Origin of the sequence: Bradyrhizobium sp. SZCCHNR1017, assembly GCF_032381375.1 — a bacterium.
Classification (GTDB): domain Bacteria; phylum Pseudomonadota; class Alphaproteobacteria; order Rhizobiales; family Xanthobacteraceae; genus Bradyrhizobium.
This window is the reverse complement of sequence record NZ_JAUHIR010000007.1, coordinates 229,355-250,378: the sequence shown is the minus strand read 5'-3', so window position 1 is coordinate 250,378 and position 21,024 is coordinate 229,355. Positions and strand designations below refer to the sequence as shown.

General features: G+C 66.7%; 13 protein-coding genes. 9 read left to right on the top strand and 4 right to left on the bottom strand.

Going from position 1 to position 21,024, the window contains the following annotated elements:
• Positions 1-119: 119 nt before the first annotated feature.
• The 5 genes from QW863_RS19270 to QW863_RS19250 all read left to right on the top strand — a co-directional run bounded on the left by QW863_RS19270 (position 120) and on the right by QW863_RS19250 (position 6,126).
• A complete protein-coding gene (locus QW863_RS19270; protein ID WP_315712701.1) occupies positions 120-1,415 on the top strand; it encodes a D-galactonate transporter in 1,296 nt (431 codons plus the stop codon).
• A 21-nt stretch (positions 1,416-1,436) separates the two neighbouring features.
• A complete protein-coding gene (locus tag QW863_RS19265; RefSeq protein WP_315712700.1) occupies positions 1,437-2,510 on the top strand; it encodes a tartrate dehydrogenase in 1,074 nt (357 codons plus the stop codon).
• A 155-nt stretch (positions 2,511-2,665) separates the two neighbouring features.
• The gene (gene pyk, locus QW863_RS19260; RefSeq protein WP_315712699.1) at positions 2,666-4,084 is read left to right on the top strand and encodes a pyruvate kinase; all 1,419 of its coding nucleotides are present in this window, start codon (positions 2,666-2,668) and stop codon (positions 4,082-4,084) included.
• 192 nt (positions 4,085-4,276) lie between these two features.
• Complete coding sequence (locus QW863_RS19255; RefSeq protein ID WP_315712698.1) at positions 4,277-5,089, top strand: UDP-2,3-diacylglucosamine diphosphatase; 813 nt, start codon at positions 4,277-4,279, stop codon at positions 5,087-5,089.
• A gap of 47 nt (positions 5,090-5,136) precedes the next feature.
• A complete protein-coding gene (locus tag QW863_RS19250) occupies positions 5,137-6,126 on the top strand; it encodes a threonine/serine dehydratase (RefSeq protein WP_315712697.1) in 990 nt (329 codons plus the stop codon).
• 10 nt (positions 6,127-6,136) lie between these two features.
• Here the strand turns inward: QW863_RS19250 and QW863_RS19245 are convergent, their stop codons facing one another.
• Complete coding sequence (locus QW863_RS19245; protein ID WP_315712696.1) at positions 6,137-7,816, bottom strand: caspase family protein; 1,680 nt, start codon at positions 7,814-7,816, stop codon at positions 6,137-6,139.
• 205 nt (positions 7,817-8,021) lie between these two features.
• Entirely contained in the window at positions 8,022-9,632 is a 1,611-nt protein-coding gene (locus tag QW863_RS19240; protein WP_315712695.1) for a hypothetical protein, read from the bottom strand.
• Between the two features lie 75 nt (positions 9,633-9,707).
• On the opposite strand from QW863_RS19240, the gene QW863_RS19235 reads away from it, so the two are divergent.
• Positions 9,708-10,895: an MFS transporter gene (locus QW863_RS19235; RefSeq protein ID WP_315712694.1), complete on the top strand. Its 1,188-nt coding sequence runs from the start codon at positions 9,708-9,710 to the stop codon at positions 10,893-10,895.
• On the opposite strand, the gene dgcA is transcribed toward QW863_RS19235, so the two are convergent.
• On the bottom strand, positions 10,877-11,872 hold the full coding sequence (gene dgcA, locus QW863_RS19230; protein WP_315712693.1) for an N-acetyl-D-Glu racemase DgcA: 996 nt from the start codon (positions 11,870-11,872) through the stop codon (positions 10,877-10,879). The genes QW863_RS19235 and dgcA overlap by 19 nt on opposite strands.
• Before the next feature lie 158 nt (positions 11,873-12,030).
• Between dgcA and QW863_RS19225 the strand changes: the two genes are divergently transcribed.
• From QW863_RS19225 to QW863_RS19215, 3 genes are all read left to right on the top strand, one after another.
• Positions 12,031-13,164 carry an ABC transporter permease gene (locus tag QW863_RS19225; protein WP_315713623.1) on the top strand — a complete coding sequence of 378 codons (1,134 nt, stop codon included), beginning with the start codon at positions 12,031-12,033 and terminating at the stop codon, positions 13,162-13,164.
• Between the two features lie 6 nt (positions 13,165-13,170).
• Positions 13,171-13,941, top strand: coding sequence for an ABC transporter ATP-binding protein (locus QW863_RS19220; RefSeq protein WP_315712692.1), 771 nt, complete (start codon positions 13,171-13,173; stop codon positions 13,939-13,941).
• Positions 13,942-14,092: 151 nt separating this feature from the next.
• A complete protein-coding gene (locus tag QW863_RS19215; RefSeq protein WP_315712691.1) occupies positions 14,093-14,968 on the top strand; it encodes an MlaD family protein in 876 nt (291 codons plus the stop codon).
• 287 nt (positions 14,969-15,255) lie between these two features.
• Here the strand turns inward: QW863_RS19215 and QW863_RS19210 are convergent, their stop codons facing one another.
• A complete protein-coding gene (locus QW863_RS19210; protein WP_315712690.1) occupies positions 15,256-20,868 on the bottom strand; it encodes a methyl-accepting chemotaxis protein in 5,613 nt (1,870 codons plus the stop codon).
• Between the last annotated feature and the right edge of the window lie 156 nt (positions 20,869-21,024).

The window sequence follows — 21,024 nt, the reverse complement described above, 5'->3', positions numbered from 1 at the left end:
TGAAGAGGTGATGGGCCGGATTATATCATTTTTTTGTATAATGATGCGAGCATTGAAGCCGGCCTGGTTCGCCGCCTACGCTTGTCAGATCAACGACAAGACGGGACAGGGAGGTGACGATGGCCGGAGAGCTGGAAACGCGCGTGCTGCGCAGGATCACGTTGCGCATCGTGCCCTTCATCATGCTGCTCTATTTCGTAGCCTTCATCGACCGCGTCAACGTCGGCTTCGCAGCGCTGACCATGAACAAGGACATCGGGCTGTCAGCCTCGGCCTATGGGTTCGGCGCCGGCATCTTCTTCTGGGGCTATTTCCTGTTCGAGGTCCCCTCCAACCTTGCGCTGGACAAGTTCGGCGCGCGCATCTGGATCGCGCGGGTCATGATCACCTGGGGCATCGTCTCCGGCGCGATGGCGTTCGTGCAGGGACCGACGAGCTTCTATGTGCTGCGCTTCCTGCTTGGTGCTGCGGAAGCAGGCTTCTTCCCCGGCATCATCCTCTATCTCTCCTACTGGTTCCCGGCGCGCCAGCGCGCAGCCGTCACCGCGCTGTTCATGGCCGCTGCGCCGCTCTCCACGGTTCTCGGCTCTCCGGTTTCCGGCGCGCTGCTGGAGATGGACGGCATTCTCGGCTTCAAGGGCTGGCAGTGGCTGTTCCTGATCGAGGCGCTGCCGGCGGTGCTGCTCGGCTTCGTCGTGCTCGCCTACATGACCGATCGTCCGGAGCAGGCGCGCTGGCTCGCCGACGACGAGCGCGACTGGCTGGTGCGCACCATGAATGCAGAGGTGGCGAGCAAGGCCGCCACCGCGAGCCACAGCATCTGGCGCGGGCTGGCCGACATCCGCGTGCTGGCGCTCGCGCTGGTCTATTTCGGCACCTCGGCCGGCCTCTACACGCTCGGCGTCTGGGCGCCGCAGATCATCAAGCAGTTCGGCCTGTCGTCCTTCACCGTCGGCTTCCTCAACGCGGTGCCACCGACCGTGGCCGTGGTCGTCATGATCCTGTGGGCGCGCCATTCCGACCGTACCGCCGAGCGCACCTGGCACGTCGTGCTGGCCTGCGTGGCCGCAGCCGTCGGGCTCTGGTTGGCCGGGCTGTCGACCAGTGTCGCCGCCGTCCTCGCTGCGCTCACGCTCGTCAATGTCGGCATCTCCTCCTCGAAGCCTCCGCTGTGGAGCATGCCGACCATGTTCCTGTCCGGCTCGGCCGCCGCGGCGGGCATTGCAACCATCAACTCGATCGGCAATCTCGGCGGATTCGTCGGTCCCGCGATGATCGGCTGGATCAAGGACCAGACCGGCAGCTTCAATGGCGGGCTCTATTTTGTCGCCGGCCTGCTGGTGGTATCGGCGGTGCTGACGCTGTTGCTGTCACGTTCACAAAGTGCGAAGGCCCAAGCAGCCACGCCGTCCTGACCTCATCAACGGAGCTCTTTCATGCGCACCCATTCCATCGCCGCCATTCCCGCCGACGGCATCGGCCCCGAGGTCATCTCCGAAGGCGTCCGGGTGCTCGAGGCGCTCGCCAAGCGCGCGGGCGACATCAGCTTCAACGTCAAGACCTTCGACTGGGGCTCGGACTACTACAAGAAGCACGGCGTGATGATGCCGGCCGATGGACTCGCGGAGCTGAAAAAGTTCGACGCGATCTATTTCGGCGCGGTCGGCGCTCCCGACGTGCCCGACCACATCACGCTGTGGGGCCTGCGGCTGCCGATCTGCCAGGGATTTGATCAGTACGCCAACGTCCGCCCGACCAAGATCCTGCCCGGTGTGGCCTCGCCCTTGCGCAATGTCGGCGTCGGCGATCTCGACTGGGTGATCGTGCGCGAGAATTCCGAGGGCGAATATGCCGGCATGGGCGGCCGGGCGCATCGCGGCCTGCCGGAGGAGGTCGGCACCGAGGTCGCGGTCTTCACCCGCGTCGGCGTCACCCGCATCATGCGCTACGCGTTCAAGCTGGCGCAGTCGCGCCCGCGCAGGTTCCTCACCGTCGTCACCAAGTCGAATGCGCAGCGCCATGGCATGGTGATGTGGGACGAGATCGCCGCCGAGGTGGCGCGGGAATTCCCCGACGTGACCTGGGACAAGATGCTGGTCGATGCGATGACCGTGCGCATGACGCTGCAGCCGAAGAGCCTCGACACCATCGTCGCGACCAATCTGCATGCCGACATTCTGTCCGATCTCGCCGGCGCGCTGGCCGGCAGCCTCGGCGTGGCGCCGACCGGCAACATCGATCCGGAGCGGCGCTTCCCGTCGATGTTCGAGCCGATCCATGGTTCGGCGTTCGATATCACCGGAAAGGGCATCGCCAACCCGGTCGCGACGTTCTGGACCGGCGCGCAAATGCTCGAGCATCTCGGCGAGACGGACGCGGCCGCGCGGCTGATGGCTGCGGTCGAGAAAGTCTGTGCAGCGGGCATCCTGACCCCCGATGTTGGCGGCACGGCGACGACCAAGCAGGTGACCGACGCCGTCATCGACGCGATCCATGGCTCCAACGCCTGAGGCGTGCTGTTCTCTTGCACAATTCTGGCGTGTTCCGTGTCGCGCTTGCAATGGACGCTGCGGGGCGTATATCAGCGCTTCCGCTGCGTCCGCGCATGCCAATCACATGCGTGTCATAGAGACGCGAGACACGGCTTAAGGAGAAAGGACACATCATGCGTCGTCACCGTCGAGCCAAGATCGTCGCGACTGTCGGTCCCGCGAGCAATTCTCCGGAGATGCTGAAAGCGCTGTTCCTCGCCGGTGTGGACACCTTTCGTCTCAATTTCAGTCACGGCACCCAGGCCGATCACGCCAAGGTCCATGCCGCGGTCCGCGCCCTCGAGAAGGAGATGCAGCGGCCGATCGGCATCTTGATGGATCTGCAGGGTCCTAAGATTCGCGTCGGCACGCTGCGCGACAAGAAGATCCAGGTCGAAGCCGGCGAGACGATTCGATTTGTCCTCAACGGCACCGAGGGCGACAAGACATCGATTCCGTTGCCGCATCCGGAAATCTTTGCGGCGGTCGCGCCTGGTCACGATCTTCTGATCGATGACGGCCGCGTGCGCGTCCGCGTCATGGGCCTCGGCGACGACTGGATCGAGGCCAAGGTGATCGTCAGCGGCGCGATCTCCAATCACAAGGGTGTCAATCTGCCCGGCACAATTCTGGAGCTGTCGCCGCTGACGGCCAAGGACCGTTCTGATCTTGCCTTTGGGCTCGACCTCGGCGTCGACTGGGTGGCGCTGTCGTTCGTGCAGAAGCCGTCCGACGTGCTGGAGGCGAGGGGCCTGATCAATGGCCGCGCCGGCATCATGTCCAAGATCGAGAAACCGGCGGCGCTGGAGCGGATCGACGACATCATCCAGCTCTCTGATGCGATCATGGTTGCGCGCGGCGATCTCGGCGTCGAGATTCCCAACGAGGACGTGCCGGGCAAGCAGAAGGAGCTGGTGCGCGCCTGCCGGCTCGCGGTGAAGCCGGTGATCGTCGCGACGCAGATGCTGGATTCGATGGTCGCGACGCCGACGCCGACGCGCGCCGAGGTCTCCGACGTCGCAACCGCGATCTATGACGGTGCGGACGCGGTGATGCTGTCGGCGGAATCCGCCAGCGGGCAATATCCGCGCGAGGCGGTGGCGATGATGGACAGCATCATCAAGGCCACCGAAGGCCACAAGATGTACCGCTCGATCGTCGAGGCGACGCAGCCGGGCGAGGAGCAGACGCCGCCGCATGCGGTGGCGACCGCAGCGGCCGATCTCGCCTCGGCGATCCACGCCAAGGCGATCGTGGCCTATACGTCGAGCGGCACCTCGGCCTCCCGCGTTGCGCGCAAGCGGCCGAGCCTGCCGATCCTGGCGATCACGCCGAACGAGGACACCTCGCGGCGGATGTGCCTGTTGTGGGGCGCGCACAGCGTGCTGTCGCAGGACGTGCAGAGCTACGAGGAGATGGTCGAGCGCGCGACCTTCTTCGCCGTGCAGGAGGAGTTTGCGGAAGCCGGCGACCTGCTCGTCGTCGTCGCCGGCATCCCGTTCGCGCAGGCCGGCACCACCAACAATCTGCGCGTCGTCACCATGCCGAGATAGGAGGCCGATTTTCCCTGTTCGCGCCGCCCACCTGTCGCCTGATTGTCGCACCGCGCTGGTATCGCGGGGCATTGACGGGGGACATCGCGAGTCGTCGAACGAGCGGTGTCCGGTCGCGGTCCGGCAGGATGGGTTCTGCCGGTGCGGCGTTTCGTCATCGCGGTGTCATCAGGGACTGTTAGGTGGGCGCGCATGGGACTTGAGACTGCTGGTGAAGAAAGCCCGGCTCGGCGCTTTCGGACGTTGTTCATCTCGGACGTTCATCTCGGAGCCCGCGGCTCGCAGGCCAATCTCCTCGTCGATTTCCTGCGTCACCATGATGCCGACACGATCTATCTGGTCGGCGACATCATCGACGGCTGGGCGCTGAAATCGAGCTGGCATTGGCCGCAGTCGCATAACGACCTGGTGCAGAAGATGCTGCGCAAGGCGCGCAAGGGCGCCAAGATCGTCTATGTCCCCGGCAATCACGACGAGTTCCTGCGCGGCTATTACGGCACGCATTTCGGCGGCATCGACGTCGTCGAGAACATCGTGCACACCGGCACCGACGGCAAACGCTATCTGGTGATCCACGGCGACATCTTCGATCTGGTCGTGCAGAATGCGCGCTGGCTCGCCCATCTCGGCGACAAGGCCTATGACTTCGCCATCCAGATGAACCGTCTGGTCAACTTCTTCCGTCGCATGTTCGGCGTTCCCTATTGGTCGCTGTCGCAATGGGCCAAGCAGAAGGTCAAGAACGCGGTGAACTACATCGGCGCGTTCGAGACGGCGCTGGCCTCGGAGGCGCGGCGGCATGGCGCTGATGGCGTGATCTGCGGCCACATCCATTGCGCCGTCATCCGCGACCAGGACGGCATTCGCTACATGAATTGCGGCGACTGGGTCGAGAGCTGCACGGCGCTGGTCGAGCACGAAGACGGCCGTTTCGAGATCCTGACCTGGGCCGATCCGCAGCGGCAACCCGCGCCGGTTCCGCAGCTGGCCGCCCGCGCCGCCTGACACCGGCTCCCTTGCCTCTCGGCAATCGGGCGCGGTAAAATAGGGGCATGACAGCTCATTCCCCGATCCTGCCCGTGTCCGCCGCCGACATCGAGGGGGCGGCACGCGTCCTCGCGCCCGTGGCCGTGCGGACTCCGCTGCTGCCAGCCCCCGTGCTCAACGAGCGGTTCAAAGCGAACGTCTTCGTGAAGCCGGAGGTGCTGCAGCGGACCGGCTCGTTCAAGTTCCGCGGCGCCTACAACAAACTGGCGTCGATCCCGCAAGCAGCGCGCGGCAACGGCGTCGTCGCATTCTCCTCCGGCAATCATGCGCAGGGCGTCGCCCATGCCGCCACATTGCTGGGCATGGACGCCACGATCGTGATGCCCTCGGATGCGCCAGCGGCCAAGCGCGAGCGCACCAAGGCGTTCGGTGCCGAGGTCGTGCTCTATGATCGCGATCGCGAGGACCGCGAAGCGATCGCGCGCGACATCGCAGCAAAGCGCGGCTCGACGGTGGTGCCGCCCTATGACGATCCCTACGTCATCGCAGGGCAGGGCACCGTCGGTCGTGAAATCGCCGAGGACCTTGCGGCGCTCGGCCTGTCGCCGGATCTGGTGATCGTCCCGGCTTCGGGCGGTGGACTGCTTGCCGGCGTCTCGACCGCGGTCAAGGCGCGCTTTCCCAGCACCCGGATGGTCGTGGCCGAGCCAAAGGGCTTTGACGACCATGCGCGCTCGCTACGGGCCGGCCACCGCGAGGCGCACGATGCAAAGGGCCGGACCATCTGTGACGCGCTGATGGCAGCGATTCCAGGCGAGATCACCTTCGCCATCAACAGCCAACTGCTGTCGGCCGCGGTCGAGGCTTCGGACGAGGAGGTGGGGCGCGCGGTTGGCTTTGCCTTCCGGGAGCTGAAGCTCGTGGTCGAGCCCGGCGGTTCGGTCGGGCTTGCAGCATTGCTGGCCGGCCGGCTGGATGTGGCGGGCAAGACGGTGGTGATCGTTTTGTCCGGCGGCAATGTCGATGCTGAGCTCTACGCCAGGCTGATCGCCTGACGATCAAGCCTCAGTGAAAGCTGAGGCCGCCTTTTGCAAATCCCCCGCCGCCCATCCGCAGTCCGGACTGCGCGACGTGCGGCGTGCTCCGCGCCGGGCCGCCCTGCATCCCGCCTTGGCCACGCGCCATCGACGGATGCGACGCGTTGATGTTCGGCTTGAACGGTCCGGAATTGCCGGGGAAGGGACGCCGCACTTCGCGGGCGTCGAATGGCCGCCCAGGACTGCGCTTCAGTGGATCGCGCTGGATTTTCGTAGTCACGGGCGGATTTGTCGGCGGCACGATCCTGTCGCGCAACTTGGTCTGAGCGATAGGCCCGGGATCGACGACCTTGTTGGGACCCGCGTTGTTGATGGCATTGCCTTTCGTGACCACCGTTGGCGGCAGCGGTCCGTGCGGCACGGTGGCGGCCGGCAGCGTCGGTTGCGGGGCTGGATGGCTCTGGATCTGCGGACCGGGATTGAACGGTCGCGCGATCGGTGCCAGTTGCGGTGGCATCATGAGACGGCTCGGTTGCAGCACGGGGATGGGCCGAGGCTGTCCCTGCAGCCGCAGTGCGACCGGCGCATATGGGCTGTCGGCATAGGATTCTCGGAAGCTCTGATAGGCGGCCGGCGAATTCGCCAGCACGGCCTGGTGCCACGCCGCGGCCTGCACGAGGCCGGCGAGCAGTGCGCGGATGCGGTCGGCGAGCGGATCGCGCGGATACAGCTCGATGAACTCGCGATAATATTGCGGACGGTTCTCCGACAGCACGTAGTCATAGGCCTGCCGCACGGACCGGCTGGGCAGGTTGGCCGCCATCTGGATCACCGGCGCGTTCTCGGCAGGGCGCGCCGCCGCGACCAGCGTATCCCCGAAGAAGGTGAAATCACTGGTCAACGAGGAGCTTTCCCATGGCGTCTGTCGTCCGTCGGTGCTCTGGTTCACCTGTAGGCGAATGCGCTTGAACAGTTGCTCGATCGGCAGGTTCGGCTGCCGCGCCAGGTTGAGGAACGCCTGCGCGTACGGGCTGTGCTCGCCACGCCCGTCGAGCGCCTCCGCGCCGGGCGAGGTCGAGTATCCGAGGATGGAGCCGTTCGGCGCGTCGACGATGGCAAGTCCGCGTCCGGCATCGTTGATGGCAGGGAATGGATTGTTGCGGCAGGCGTCCAGCACGACGATCCGCATGCGGCTCGGGATGGCGTCGAGCGTTGCCATCAGGTCCACCAGACGGATGGTCCCCGTCGTCAGGTCGGAGGGCGCTGAGATACGGGCATCGATCGGGATCAGATAGTTCTCGCCCGCGAGCTGAACCCCGTGGCCGGCGTAGTAGACCATTGCCACGGTGTTCGGGCCGTGTGCTGCCACCCGGCTCGAGAAATCCTCGACGACCTTGAGCATCTCGTTCTGTGTCAGGTCGGTCGCCGTGATCACCTCGAAGCCGGCTGAGTTCAACAGCTTGGCAACAGCATGGGCGTCGTTGTCCGGGTTCTCCAGCGGCGGCGCGTTCTGATAGCTCGCATTGCCGATCACGAGCGCGACGCGTGGCTCGGCTCCTTGAGGGATCGCGGCGGGCGTGTTGCTCTCTTTTGCCGGTGAGGGAGCTGCCAGCGCGCGCGGTGGTGTGTGAAGGATGTCGAGCTCACTGCCGGCGGCGAACGCCGAGTCCGGGCCGACCCAGGCCATCAGGCCCAGCAGCGCGGACATGAGCAGGGATTTCCAGGCGGATGTTACAGCGCGAAATTTTGGAACGGACACGGCGTTCTCCTCGAGCATGCGCAAAGCGAATGGCTTGAGGATCAGGCTACGCAGGTCACGCAGCAGCGTAAGTGATCCGCGTCACCCATCAACGCGGCACCTTTCGGTGCTCAGTGATCGAGGTTCAACAGGAGGCGGCCGAGATGCACTCGCCCTACGAGAAGAATGCGATCTTCTCAGGCTGGGTCATGCGACGGATCGGCGCCAACGAGTCGTTGGCGGGTGCCTGCGGCCGCTGCAGAAGGCCGTTCGACAGCAGCGTCGATCCCAGCGACGGCTCGTAGGCAGGCTTGGGCATCGCGGACGCGCTGGTGCTGTGAGCCGCGGCGGCGGTCGGGCGGACCTGCTGGCTCGGCGCAACGTCGGCCTTCGGGGCCGCTGCGGGAGATTGAGCTGCGACCGCAGCCGCCACGGCGGCCAGGGTCTCGATGGTGATCGCCTCCGGAAGCGGTGGCGATACGGGCACGCTGGGGACCGGCGCCGGGGCTGCAGGCGAGGCCATGCGCGGGGCCGCCGCGGGCGGGGCCGGCATCGGAGGGGAAGACATTGGCGGAGCCGACATCGTGGGCGCAGCGGGAGCCGGCGCCGCGCTGGCAACCGGGGCTTCTGCCGTGGTCAGCACGAGATCCGGCTCCGACGGCGCTGTCTCGCTGAAGCTCGCGACGATGTCGTCGTCGACCGAGGTCGGCTCCTCAATGTCGAAGCCGAGCGTCCTGGCCCGGCTGAACTCCTCATCGTCGATCGGATCGGGGGCACCCATCTCCGCCGCGACCAATTCCAGGATGGCTTCGTCGTGGGCTTCTGCGGCGACGGCGTCATCCAGGGCCGCCGCCGCGTGCTGCTCGATCTCGAGCAGGGCTTCGTCCACCGACGGCTCGGTCGCAGCTTCCGGGGGCTGCACCACCGCCGCAGCGGCGGTGTCGACCATCCTGGCCTCAACCGCTGCAGCCGCCATGATCACAGCATCAGCGCCGGAGGATGTCTCGACCGATTCGATCGCGGCCACTGCGGCAACGAGCGGAATGGTCATCTCGAGCCCGGCTTGGGCCGCCTCCATCTGTTCCGGCACGGGCTGCGGCTCCGGAGCCACCTGTGGCTCAGCCGAGACCGTCGCCGCCGCAGTCGGACCCGATGCGACATCGGGTGTCGGCGGGGCCGCAGCCTCGGTCGCCGGTTCGATCTCGTCAGCCGCGGGCGGAATGCTTGCTTTCTCCGCGTCGAACTCCTTCAGCCGCGTCTTGATGATCTCGAAGGCCGCAAGCAGCGCGACCTTGGGGTCGGCGCACGCAAGCTGGTCGCAGGCGGCCTCGATCGACGTGACCTGTGAATCGATCAGGTCGCAGATCCGCGAGTCCGCACCGATCTCGCGCCAGCGCCAGGAGATTTCCTTGATGATTCGGATGCCCTTGCGCACCGGCGCCAGGTTCTGCTCGAGGGCCATGCTGTCGACCGCAGTGGCGGCGGCGAGTGCGGCGTCTTCGACCGTGGCGCGGATCGCGGCCAGCGCTTCGGGCAGTGCCTTGCTGTCGGCCTGCTCGAACTCCTGCTGCTGCTGACGCTGTGAGGCCAGCGCATGCTCGATGCGGGCCACCGCGTCGAGCACCATGCTGGTGTCGGCATTGCGGTTGCGCTTGGCGTATTCGCCAAGGAACCAGCGGCCTCGGGACGTCTCCATGAAGGCGTCGCGGATCGCCTCGTAATCGGCCTCGTTCGGCTGAGCCGCACGGGCGGATATCGGCGAGAGGGCGAAGACTTCATCGACCATGGCAAACCTATCGCGCACATTGCTGCGCGTTGGCATAACGATCACCATGATATTGATCGAATCGCAATTGAATTGATGCCACTGTCCCGACAAATCTCCACCACATCGCCGGTATTGTCGCGCCGATTCGCGGACAGGTTGGGGCTGTTCTATGGCGCTGTGTTCGTGCTCTCGGGCACGCATCTGCCGTTCTTTCCCGTATGGCTACGGGCGATCGGCCTGGATGCCGCATGGATTGGGGTCATCGTTGCGGTTCCCGCCGTAACCCGCTTCACCGTCCTGCCGCTGATCACCGCGGTTGCCGAGCGCCGGCAGGCCCTGCGCGCCGCGATGCGGCTGACCACCTTCGCAACGGCATCGGGCTTTGTGGCTCTTGCCTTCCAGCGCGAACCCTGGCTGGTATTCCTGGTCTACGTGGCAACCTGCTGCCTCTGGACACCCGTTGTCCCGCTGACGGACGCTTATGCGCTCCGTGGCGTGATGAGCTATGGCCTGAACTACGGTCGCCTGCGGCTGTGGGGATCGGCCGCATTCATCGCCGGAACGCTGCTGTGCGGCGGGCTGGTCGACCTCGCGCCGTCGTCCGAGCTGATCTGGATCATCGTCTCGGTCGCGCTGTGCGGTGCGGCAAGCAGCCTGCTGCTGCAGGCGCTGCCGCCGCTGCCGCATGGCGCCGGCCTGGCCCGGGACGGGCGCAGTCTGCTGGGCAATCCGAGCTTCCTCTGCATCATCGCCGCTTCGGCGCTGATCCAGGCAAGCCATGCGGCCTACTACACGTTCTCCGCCATCGAGTGGAAGGCGCAGGGCTTCAGCGGGCTGACCATCGCTTGGCTCTGGACCATGGGCGTGCTGGCCGAGATCGTCGTGTTCGCCCTGTCGCCCCGTTTCACGCTGGCGCCCGCCAGCCTGGTCATGATCGGCGCGATGGCGGCCGTGCTGCGCTGGAGCCTCACGGCCCAGGAGCCCCATGCGGCTGGGCTCGCCGCGGTCCAGATCAGTCACGGCTTCACCTTCGGGCTGACCCTGGTTGGAACCATGGGGCTGTTGGTCCGCCAAGTGCCGGCGCAACTGACGGCGCGCGGGCAGGGCTATTATGCGGCTGCGAGCGGCGTGGTCGGCTCGGCGGCATCGGCCCTCTCGGGGCCGGTCTATGCGGCCTATGGACCTGGTGTCTACTACGTGATGGCCGCGATGGCCGGAGCGGGCGGCGTCCTGATGTGGATCGCGCACCGAAGCCTGTCGTTTCAGCCCCATAACGCCTGATCGGGCGGATAGACCAGGCTGTCCTCGTAGTGCAGGCCGTGCTCGCAATCCTCGGCGAGCAGCAGCGGACCGTCCAGATCGACGAAACGGGCGAAAGGCGTCAGCAGCATGGCCGGTGCCATCGACAGCGATGTCGCCACCATGCAGCCGACCATGATGTCGAAGCCGAGAGCGCGCGCGGCTTCGGCCATCGCAAGCGCCTCGGTGAGTCCTCCGGTCTTGTCGAGCTTGATGTTCACGGCGTCATAGCGTCCGCGCAGCGCTTCGAGCGAGTCGCGGTCATGCACGCTCTCGTCGGCGCAGACGGTGAGCGGGCGCGCGATCTTTCCGAGCGCTTCGTCTTTCCCTGCGGGCAGCGGCTGCTCGACCAGCGTGACGCCGGCGGTGGCGCAGGCTGCGAGATTGGATTCCAAATTCGCTTCGGTCCAGGCCTCGTTGGCGTCGACGATCAGTTGTGACTGCGGCGCCGCCGCTCGCACGGCTGCAATCCGCGCAGGATCGCCGTCGCCGCCGAGCTTGATCTTGAGCAGCGGGCGATGCGCGGCCTTGGCCGCAGCTTTGGCCATCACATCGGGGCTCCCGAGCGAAATCGTGTAGGCCGTGACGCACGGTGCCGGTGCGCGACGTCCGAGCAGGTCCCAGATGCGCCGGCCGCTCCGCTTGGCTTCGAGGTCGAGCAGCGCGCAGTCGAGCGCATTGCGCGCCGCGCCCGGCGGCATCGCCGTCTGCAGGGCGGCGCGGTCGAGACCAGAGGCGACCGCATCGCGCATCCCGAGCAGGGCGCTCAGCGCCGCATCGGGCGTTTCGCCATAACGCGGATAGGGCACGCATTCGCCGCGGCCAACCATCGTCCCGTGTCGCAGCTCCGCGATCACTGTCACGGCTTCGGTCTTGGCGCCGCGGCTGATCGTGAAGCTGCCGGCGATCGGCCAGTGGCCGATCCGGGCGTCCAGTATTGGAAAACCGTTGGAAGTCATTTGAAAGTCTGGCGCTTTGTGAACCGGAATGAGGCGCTTGGGACTTGCGCGATCTGACCGACTATGGCTGTTGATAGTGGTCTCCGGCAAGGTGGTAGCGACGCGGTGGGATTTTTCTCGTCAAGGAGCGGACGTCCAAGGCTCCGAGGATGGCCGTCGTGAAGGGCGGCCCTGATTTGCAGCGCAGTGGCGATGGCAACGCGCTGTCGCTGCGCGCGACCGGCGCCTGGACTGCGCCCTTTGCGCCGTCGCTCGAACGGCTCGTCGCCGATGCCGAAAAACTCGCCGGCAAGAAGATCGATGTCTCCATCGACGTCTCCCAAGTCTCCAAGCTCGACACGTTCGGCGCCTGGCTGATCGAGCGGCTGCGCCGCAGCTTCACGACCGGAACCGTCGAGGTCCGGATCGATGGGCTCTCTGCGAACTACGCCAGCCTGGTCGACGAGGTTCGACGCGTCAGCACCGCGCCCAATGGCGACGCGACGATGGTGACCATCACCGGCATGCTCGGCCAGATCGGCCTCAGTGTCGCCGGCATCTTCGGCACGATCGCCGCGCTGATCGACATGCTCGGCGCCGTGATCGTCGCCAGCGGCCGGGTCCTCATTCATCCCCGCAGCTTCCGGCTGACCTCGACCATCCATCATCTCGAGCAGGTGTGCTGGCGCGCGGTGCCGATCATCGTGCTGATCACCTTCCTGATCGGCTGCATCATCGCTCAGCAGGGCATCTTCCATTTCCGAAGGTTCGGCGCCGACATCTTCGTCGTCGACATGCTCGGCGTGCTGGTGCTGCGCGAGATCGGCGTGCTGCTGGTGGCGATCATGATCGCGGGCCGGTCGGGTAGCGCCTACACGGCCGAGCTCGGCTCGATGAAGATGCGCGAGGAGATCGACGCGCTGCGCACCATGGGCTTCGATCCGATCGAGGTCCTGATCCTGCCGCGCATGCTCGCGCTGGTGATCGCGCTGCCGATCCTGGCCTTCCTCGGCGACATCGCCGCGCTCTATGGCGGCGGGCTGGTGGCCTGGTTCTATGGCGGCGTCGATCCCGAGGCCTTCCTGCTGCGCCTGCGCGATGCGATCTCGATCGATCATTTCAAGGTCGGGCTGCTCAAGGCGCCGGTGATGGCGGCGGTGATCGGGATCGTCGCCTGCGTCGAAGGACTGGCCGTGCAGGGCAGTGCCGAGTCGCTGGGGCGCCACACCACTTCGTCGGTGGTGAAGGGCATCTTCTTCGTCATCGTGATGGACGGCGTGTTCGCGATCTTCTTCGCCGCGGTCGGGATGTGAACTGAGATGATGCAGGAGGTCTCCGATCCGATCATCCGCGTGCGTGACGTCACCGTGCAGTTCGGCAAGACGCGCGTGCTCGACGGGCTCGACCTCGACGTCAAGCGCGGCGAGATCCTGGGCTTCGTCGGTCCCTCCGGCGCCGGCAAGTCGGTGCTGACGCGCACCATCATCGGCCTCGTGCCGAAGCTGTCGGGCAACATCGAGGTGTTCGGCGTCGATCTCGACGCCGCCGATCGTGCCGGCCGCCGCGCCGTCGAGCGGCGCTGGGGCGTGCTTTTCCAGCAGGGCGCGTTGTTCTCCTCGCTCACGGTGCGGCAGAACATCCAGTTCCCGGTCCGGGAGTATCTCAAGGTCTCGCAGCGTCTGCTCGACGAGATCATGATCGCAAAGCTGGTGATGGTCGGATTGCGGCCCGATGTTGCTGATCGTTTCCCGAGCGAGCTGTCGGGGGGCATGATCAAGCGCGTGGCGCTGGCACGCGCGCTCGCGCTCGATCCGGAGCTGGTGTTCCTCGACGAGCCGACCTCGGGGCTCGACCCGATCGGCGCCGGCGATTTCGACGAGCTCGTCCGGACCCTGCAGCGCACTTTGGGACTGACGGTTTTCATGGTAACCCATGATCTCGACAGCCTGTATACGGCGTGCGACCGCATCGCCGTGCTGGGCGACGGCAAGATTATCGCCGCGGGATCGATGGCCGACATGCAGGCCTCGGAACATCCGTGGCTCCGACAGTATTTCCACGGCAAGCGTGCCCGAGCCGTGATGGGGTAGCGCGACGCGCCCCAGGGACGATTTTTGTGAGCGGGAGTGGGGACTGCCGCGACAAAGTTGATGGGGTGGGTGCCGCTGTCCGGCGCCAACCGACAGTGCACGGAAGCGGGGGCCGGATGACCGCCGCGACGTGCCGGTACCGGAGTTGGTAATGGAAACGCGGGCGAATTACGTCCTGATCGGGTCGTTCACGCTGGCAGTGATTGCCGCGGCGATCGGGTTTGTCCTCTGGTTTCAGAGCCTGCACACGACCAAGCAGCGCAGCCCGCTGCGGGTCGTGTTCGAGGGGCCGGCCGCGGGTCTGCGCAACGGCGGCAGCGTCAACTTCAATGGTATCCGGGTCGGTGAGGTCATCTCGGTCAAGCTCGACAATCCGCGCCGCGTCGTCGCGCTGGCGATGGTCGAGAACAACGCGCCGATCCGCAAGGACACCCTGGTCGGGCTCGAGTTCCAGGGCCTGACCGGCGTCGCCGCGATCTCGCTGAAGGGCGGCGAGGAGGCTGCGCCGCCGCCGCCGCTCGACGAGGATGGCGTGCCGGTGCTGCGTGCCGATCCGACCCGGCTGCAGGACGTGACCGAAGCGATCCGAGCCACCTTGCAGAACATCAACAAGGTGGTCGCGGACAACCAGGACGCCGTGAAGAACTCGATCAAGAATCTCGAGGTGTTCACCCAGTCGCTGGCCCGCAATTCCGAGCGCATCGATGGCGTCATGAGCCGTGTCGACGGCATCATGGGCAAGGCCGATACCCTGATGCTCGGTCTCAACACGCTGGCCGGCGGCAAGGATGGCGGCGAGCTGTTCCTGACGGTGAAATCGATCCGGGAGCTCGCCGAGGATCTGGACAAGCGCTCCGGCGCGCTGATGGCCGATGGACGGCGCACGCTGTCCGACATCAGCCGCGCCGTGAACAATTTCGACCGCAATCCGACCCGGGTCCTGTTCGGGGCCAGCAACGCCAGCCCGAGCAACGCCCAGGCCTCGCAGCCCGCGCCCGCGGCGCCGGCGGCGACGGGGCGGCGGTGACGCGAGCGAGTTGCGAATAGGGAAGTAGCGAATAGGGGCGCGCGGCAGCGGACTGCGCTCCATCGCTGTCGCTATCCACCGCTGCTGGCTGGCTACGGAGCACGTCGCACGCCGTTGTGCCGGCGATGCGGGGCCCGAACGGCCAAAGCCGGAAGCGCCTTCATTGCATCTCTAAACGCGAAGCGGAGGCCTCGTGGCCTCCGCTTGTTCTTCTTGTCGCAGCGCTGGTTCTACTGAACCCTTCGCTACTCGCTACTCGCTACTCGCTACTCGCCCATTCGCTCCCATCACGCCAGCCTTCCGGCGGCGTGGGCGAGCAGAGTGTAGACCAGCCCGGTCTCCGAGGTGAGCTGGGCACGCAGCGCCTGCGGATTACGGTCGTCGCGTGCGACCTCGTCGAGCAGCCGCTCGAACTCGGTGATGTAGCGGTCCACCGTCTGCTTGAAGGTGCGGTCGGCGCGGTACTTGCGGGCGACCTCGTCGAACGCCTTCTGGCCGGCCGGGGTGTAGAGACGCTTGGAGAACGCCTTGGTCTCGCCGCGCTGGTAGCGGTCCCACATCTCGGCCGCGAGATTGCGGTCCATCAGCCGGGCGATGTCGAGCGACAGCGACTCCAGCGGATTGCCCGACTGCTGCGCCGGACCGCGGCCACGCGGCGGCTGGGGCTGGCCGGCGGTGCTGTTGTCGGCCCGGTTGAGCAGGTCGGACAGCCAGTTGTCGCTGCGCTGATCGGCGACCGGACCCATCGGCGGCGCCTCGACCCGGCGTGGCTGCGGCGGCGGGGCCGGCGGCTGCATGCCGAGATCCGGCGGCGGCAAGTTGGCGACGCTCGTCGCAGCCGGCTCGCGCAGGCGCATGTCCGGCCGGCCGCCGACGGCTGCGGCGACGATCGGCTCTTCCTGACGGATTACGGCCGCGGGGGCGGCGACCGCGGCGGGACGCGACGCGCTGACCACGTCGAGACCGCGGCCGTGATGCGCGACGATCCGGTTGAGCTCGGCCAGCGCCTCGATCTGGTCGACGATGACCTTGCGCATCTGCGCCGTGCTCTCGGCGGCCTCCTGCGGCATCTCCAGCACGCCGCGGCGCAGCTCGTTGCGCGTCGCCTCGAGCTCGCGATGCATCTCGGCGGTCATCTGCTTCATGCTCGACACCAGCGTGGCGAACTTCTCCGCCGACTGCTTGAACATCGCATCGGCTTCCTGCGTGCTCTGCTGGTAGATCTCCTGCATCTGCGACGTGGTGAGGCGGCGTTCCTCCTCCGCGTTGGCGCGGATGGCCTCGAACTGGCGGCTGAGCGCGGTCGAGCCGGCCCCCGCCGTTTCCGCCACGACCCGGGCGATGTCGCGGGCGCGCTCCTCGGCGGCCGCCAAGGACTCGTCGAGCAGGGTGGTGAAGCGCGTCAGACGCTGGTCGAGATCGGCGGTGCGCAGATCGATGGTGGTGACCAGCGATTCCAGCGTCGTCTTGCGATCCGAGATCGAGACGGTCGCATCGCGGTTGCTCTGCTCGACGATGGCCGCCGCCTCGATCAGCGCCTTGCCATGCGCGTCGAACTGGCCGGACAGCGAGTTGAGATCCTCCAGCGCCCGTGACGTCTTGGAGTTGAACACGTTGAGCTGGTCCTCGAGCGTCTGCGTCGCGGTGCCGTTGCGCGCGGTGACGTCGTTCATCGCGGTGACGAAGTCGGCCACCCGGGTGACCAGCGCCCGCTCCAGCGAGTTGAGGTTGTCGTGGGCGCCGGTCAGGACCTCCTGCAGCAGGATGTTGCCCTCGCGCAGACGTTCGAACAGGGCGACCGTGTCGGTGCGCAGGATCTTGCTCGTCTCCTGCATCTCGGTGACCGCAGCCACCGAGACCTGGCGCGACTGCTCGATCGCCGCGCGCGAGGCCTGCTCCAGCTCCTTGAGCGACTTGGTGATCGCGGTGGTCGCGAGCTCTCCCGCCGAGGTGATGGTGCGGGCGACCTCGGAGCCGTTGCCATTGACGCTCTGGGCGAAGTTCTGGCCGCGGACCTCGATCGCCTTCAGCGCGTCGGTGGTGACGCGATCGATCTCGATCGTGAGCTGGTTGGTCTTCGAGTTGAGTGCCTCCACAAGGGTGCCGCGCTTGCCGTCGAGCATCTGCGACAGCCGCTCGCTCTGCTGCTGCACATAGGTGACGATCTCGTCGGTCTTGCCGGTCATGGCCGAGCCGAACGAGTTGCCGGCGGCGAGCACCGAGCGCTCGATCTCGGTCGAGGTCGACTTGACCCGCGTGGAGACCTCGTTGGAGGCGGCGACGAGCGCGCTCTGCGCATTGAGCGCGCTGCTCTGGATCGCATCGGTGGTGTTCGCCGCGACGGAGTTGATGACGCGCTCGATCTCCGACGACATCGCCTTGAGCTGGCCCGCGGTGTCGGTGGAGGTGGCGGTCAGCAGGTTCTGTGCCTCGCGCGCGCCGCCGACGATCACCGCGACCGTCTCGGTCGTGGTCGTCGTCAGCACCGCCTGGGCTTCGCGTGCGCTGCCGACCAGGGTGGCCGCGGTGTCGGCCGACGTGGCGGTCAGCGACATCTGCGCCTGGCGCGCGCTGTTGAGGATCGAGGTCGCGGTGTCGGCGCCGACGGACGACAGCGTCCGCTCGACGTCGACGGCCAGCGACTTGACGTGCTCGGTTGCTTCCGTCGAGGCGGTGACGAGCTTCGACTGGACGTCGCGGGCGCTGTCGACGATCGCTGCGGCCGTGCTGGTTCCGACCGCGGCGAGCGTGCGCTCGACGTCGGCCGCCAGCGACTTGACGTGATTGGCCGCTTCGGACGAAGCGCTGATCAGCGTGCTCTGCGCTTCCCGGGCGCCGCCGGTGATCGTTTCCGCGGTGGTCGTCCCCGCGATCGACAGCGAGCGCTGGACGTCGACGGTCAGCGCCTTGACCTGTTCGGCCGCTTCGCTCGATGCCGCGAGCAGGGCATGCTGGGCATCACGGGCGCCCGCCGTGATGGCTTCGGCGGTTTCCGTCCCGGCACTGGTCAGCGAGCGCTGCACGTCGGCTGCGAGTGACTTCACGTGCTCGGCCGCGTTGGAGGAGGCGGACACCAGCGTGTTCTGGACCTCGCGTGCACCGGCGAGGATCGAGGCTGCCGTGGCCGAGCCGGCGGCCGTCAGCGCCTGCTCGACGTCGACGGCGAGCGACTTGACGTGGGTGGCGGCATCGGAGGAGGCGGACACCAGCGTGTTCTGGGCCTCGCGCGCACCGGCGAGGATCGAGGCTGCGGTGGTCGAGCCTGCCGCCGTGAGCGTGCGCTCGACGTCGGCCGACAGCGACTTGATCTGGTCGGCGGTCTCGCCGGAGGCCGCGACCAGCGTGGCCTGGGCCTCGCGCGCACTGGTCAGGACGGCCTCGGCCGCGCTGCTGCCTGCGTTCGACAGGGCACGCTCGACCTCGGCGGAGGTGTTCTTCAACTGCGATCCGACGTCGGTCGAGACGTTGAGCAGCGCCTGCTGTGCCGAGCGGGCCCCGGTCTGGATGGTCTCGCTGGTGTTGACCACGAGGTTGGTCAGCGCCCGCTCCGCATCTTCCACATGCGACTTGATGCTGGCGGACAGCAGCTCGGCGCGGGTCATCAGTTCGTCGCTCGCCTGGCGGCCGCTGCTCTCGATGCGGCCGGCCACGGCCTCGACGCGCGAGCCGAGCAGGTCCTCGAACTGCGACACGCGATGGTCGATGTCCTTGGCGATCGAGCCGACGCGGGTCTCGATGCCCTGATGGATGTCCTGGAAGCGCGCGGTGACGGCTTCGGTCAGCTCGTAGCTGCGGCCGTCGATGATGTTCGACAGGCTGTGGATGCGCTGATCGATCGCTTCGAGCGCCTTGTCGGTGCCGTCAGTCAGCGAGGAGGTCAGTATGTTGAGGCGGGAATCGATCGACTGGATCGCCTGCGCCGAGCCATCGGTCAGCGAGGAGGTCAGCACGGTCAGCCGCGAGTCGATCGCGTGCAGCACCTGGGCAGCGCCGTCGGTCAGCGAGTTGGACAGAGTGCCGAGGCGGCCTTCGATCGTCGAGGTGACCGAGGTCGCGCGGTTGTCGAAGTTCTCCTCGAGCGACTTGAGGCGGCCCTCGACGCTGTCGTCGAAGGTCTTGATCTTCGCATCGAGCGAGGTGTCGAGGGTGGTGATGCGGGCCTGCAGATTGGTCTCGAACTGGTTCAGCCGCTGATCCAGCGTCGCCGTGATCTCACCGCTGTTGGACGACAGCCGCGTATCGAACGTATCGACATAGGACTTGAGATTGTCGGAGATTTCCTGGGTCCGCTGGCCCATGCGCTCGACGATCTCGCCGCCATAGGTCTTCACCGTGCGGTCGAATTCGGTGATGTGCCGGGTGATCAGCGCGCCCAGCGTCGAGCTGTCGCGTGCGAAGCGCTCGGCGAGCTCGGTGCCCTGGTTCTTCACCAGCTCGTCGAAGGCGCTGATCTGGATCGACAGCGTGTCGTGCGTGCTCTCGGTCTGGCTGACGACCTTGGCGACCAGCGAATTGACGGTCGCATCGAGCGACTCGCTCGCCTTCTCGCCTGACGTGACGATGTGGCCGGACATGCGCTGGCTCGCCTCGTCGATCTTGGTGACGAGATCGCCGCTGCGCAGCTCGAGCTCCAGCAGGAGGGACTCGCCGGACGCCTTGAGCTGGTCGTGAACCTGCTCGGTTCGCACCGAGATGCCATCGACGATGGCCGCCGTGCGCTGCTCGAACTCGCTGGTGATGCGGTCGATGCGCTCGTTGAGCATCTCGTGGACTCGGTCCGACAGGTCGGCGAACTCGTCGTGGACGTGGCCGGTCTTGAAATTGAGGCTGGTGGTGAGCCGCTCCGAGGCGTCGAGCACGGCGCGGGTGGTCTCGGCGCTGGCCTCTTCGAGCCGGTCGAGCAGATCGCCGCCGCGCTCGCCGAGCGCGAGGATCATGTTGTCGCCGGCGTTGCCGAGCGCGGCCGTGATGTGGGCGCCGCGCTCTTCCAGCGCGCCGGTGATGCTCTTGGCGACCTCGTCGACCCGCGAGGCGATCGCGTCCGAGATCAGCGCGATGTCGTGGCGAAGGTCGATCTGGACGCCCGAGATGGCGCTCCGGACCTGCTCAGCCTGGCCCACGAGGTTGTCGCGCTGATGGGCGATGTCCTGGAGAAGGGCGCGGATGCGGACCTCGTTGTCGCTGTAGGCGCGCTCGAGCGCCGCAACCTCGTTGGCGACCAGCATCTCGAGCTCGCCGGCACGCGCGATCGCGCGCTCGACGCCGTCGCCCATCGCCGCGACCTCGCGGCGGATGGCCTGGCCGACGGTCACGATGGAATCGCTGACGGCGCCTTCCGGCTCGGAGAATCGGATCGCGACCTGCGCCATCGACTGCGCGATCATGCGCAGCTCCTGGCCGCGCCAAGCGAGGCTCGCGAGGAAATAAAACAGCAGAACCGGGGCAAAGAACACTGCGGCGAGGCCTGCCATGACCAGCACGCCGCCGCTCTGGCCGATCAGGGTCTGCAAAGCGGGCAGGAAGCCGATGGTCAGCAGGACGCAGCCGACGATCCAGATGCCTGCAAAGGCGGTTGCCAGCGTGTAGACGCCGCGTGACGGGCGGCCCTTTTGGATCGCCTGCAGCAATTGGCCGATGGTCTCGCGGTCGTCGTTGGCCGGGCGGCGCGCGGCGAGCGGCGGCGGCTCGATCTCGTCAAGGCTGCTGCGGTCGATGCCCGGACGCGAGTCGAACGAATCCAGACTGGACACGCCGTTCGGCATGACGGGCGGAGCCCCGTCGGCGTGGACCGAGCTCTGCGAGTCCGTGGGCGCGGACGAATCGCTGATGTTCAAAGCCTCCTGAATGGCGGACAGCGCAACTTCAGTCGGGTCTTTGACCTTTTTCGGAGTGTTCGCCATGTTGAGTCCGAGCCCTCGTCTTAATTTCGATCCGGCGAGCCGCGTACGAGTGCCCTCTCGCAACGCTCGAACCGGACGTCATCCCTCGCAGGCACCAGGGGTGGCAAATTCCGCCAGGTGACCCACTCCATCCGGGCATCATCCTATTGGCTGTGC

Excerpts from the sequence above, each read along its gene's own strand:
- QW863_RS19270 (WP_315712701.1), top strand. The coding sequence starts at position 120 with ATGGCCGGAGAGCTGGAAACGCGCGTGCTGCGCAGGATCACGTTGCGC.
- QW863_RS19265 (WP_315712700.1), top strand. The coding sequence starts at position 1,437 with ATGCGCACCCATTCCATCGCCGCCATTCCCGCCGACGGCATCGGCCCC.
- pyk (WP_315712699.1), top strand. The coding sequence starts at position 2,666 with ATGCGTCGTCACCGTCGAGCCAAGATCGTCGCGACTGTCGGTCCCGCG.
- QW863_RS19255 (WP_315712698.1), top strand. The coding sequence starts at position 4,277 with ATGGGACTTGAGACTGCTGGTGAAGAAAGCCCGGCTCGGCGCTTTCGG.
- QW863_RS19250 (WP_315712697.1), top strand. The coding sequence starts at position 5,137 with ATGACAGCTCATTCCCCGATCCTGCCCGTGTCCGCCGCCGACATCGAG.
- QW863_RS19245 (WP_315712696.1), bottom strand. The coding sequence starts at position 7,816 with ATGTCCGCGCTGCTGGGCCTGATGGCCTGGGTCGGCCCGGACTCGGCG.
- QW863_RS19240 (WP_315712695.1), bottom strand. The coding sequence starts at position 9,632 with ATGGTCGATGAAGTCTTCGCCCTCTCGCCGATATCCGCCCGTGCGGCT.
- QW863_RS19235 (WP_315712694.1), top strand. The coding sequence starts at position 9,708 with ATGCCACTGTCCCGACAAATCTCCACCACATCGCCGGTATTGTCGCGC.
- dgcA (WP_315712693.1), bottom strand. The coding sequence starts at position 11,872 with ATGACTTCCAACGGTTTTCCAATACTGGACGCCCGGATCGGCCACTGG.
- QW863_RS19220 (WP_315712692.1), top strand. The coding sequence starts at position 13,171 with ATGATGCAGGAGGTCTCCGATCCGATCATCCGCGTGCGTGACGTCACC.
- QW863_RS19215 (WP_315712691.1), top strand. The coding sequence starts at position 14,093 with ATGGAAACGCGGGCGAATTACGTCCTGATCGGGTCGTTCACGCTGGCA.
- QW863_RS19210 (WP_315712690.1), bottom strand. The coding sequence starts at position 20,868 with ATGGCGAACACTCCGAAAAAGGTCAAAGACCCGACTGAAGTTGCGCTG.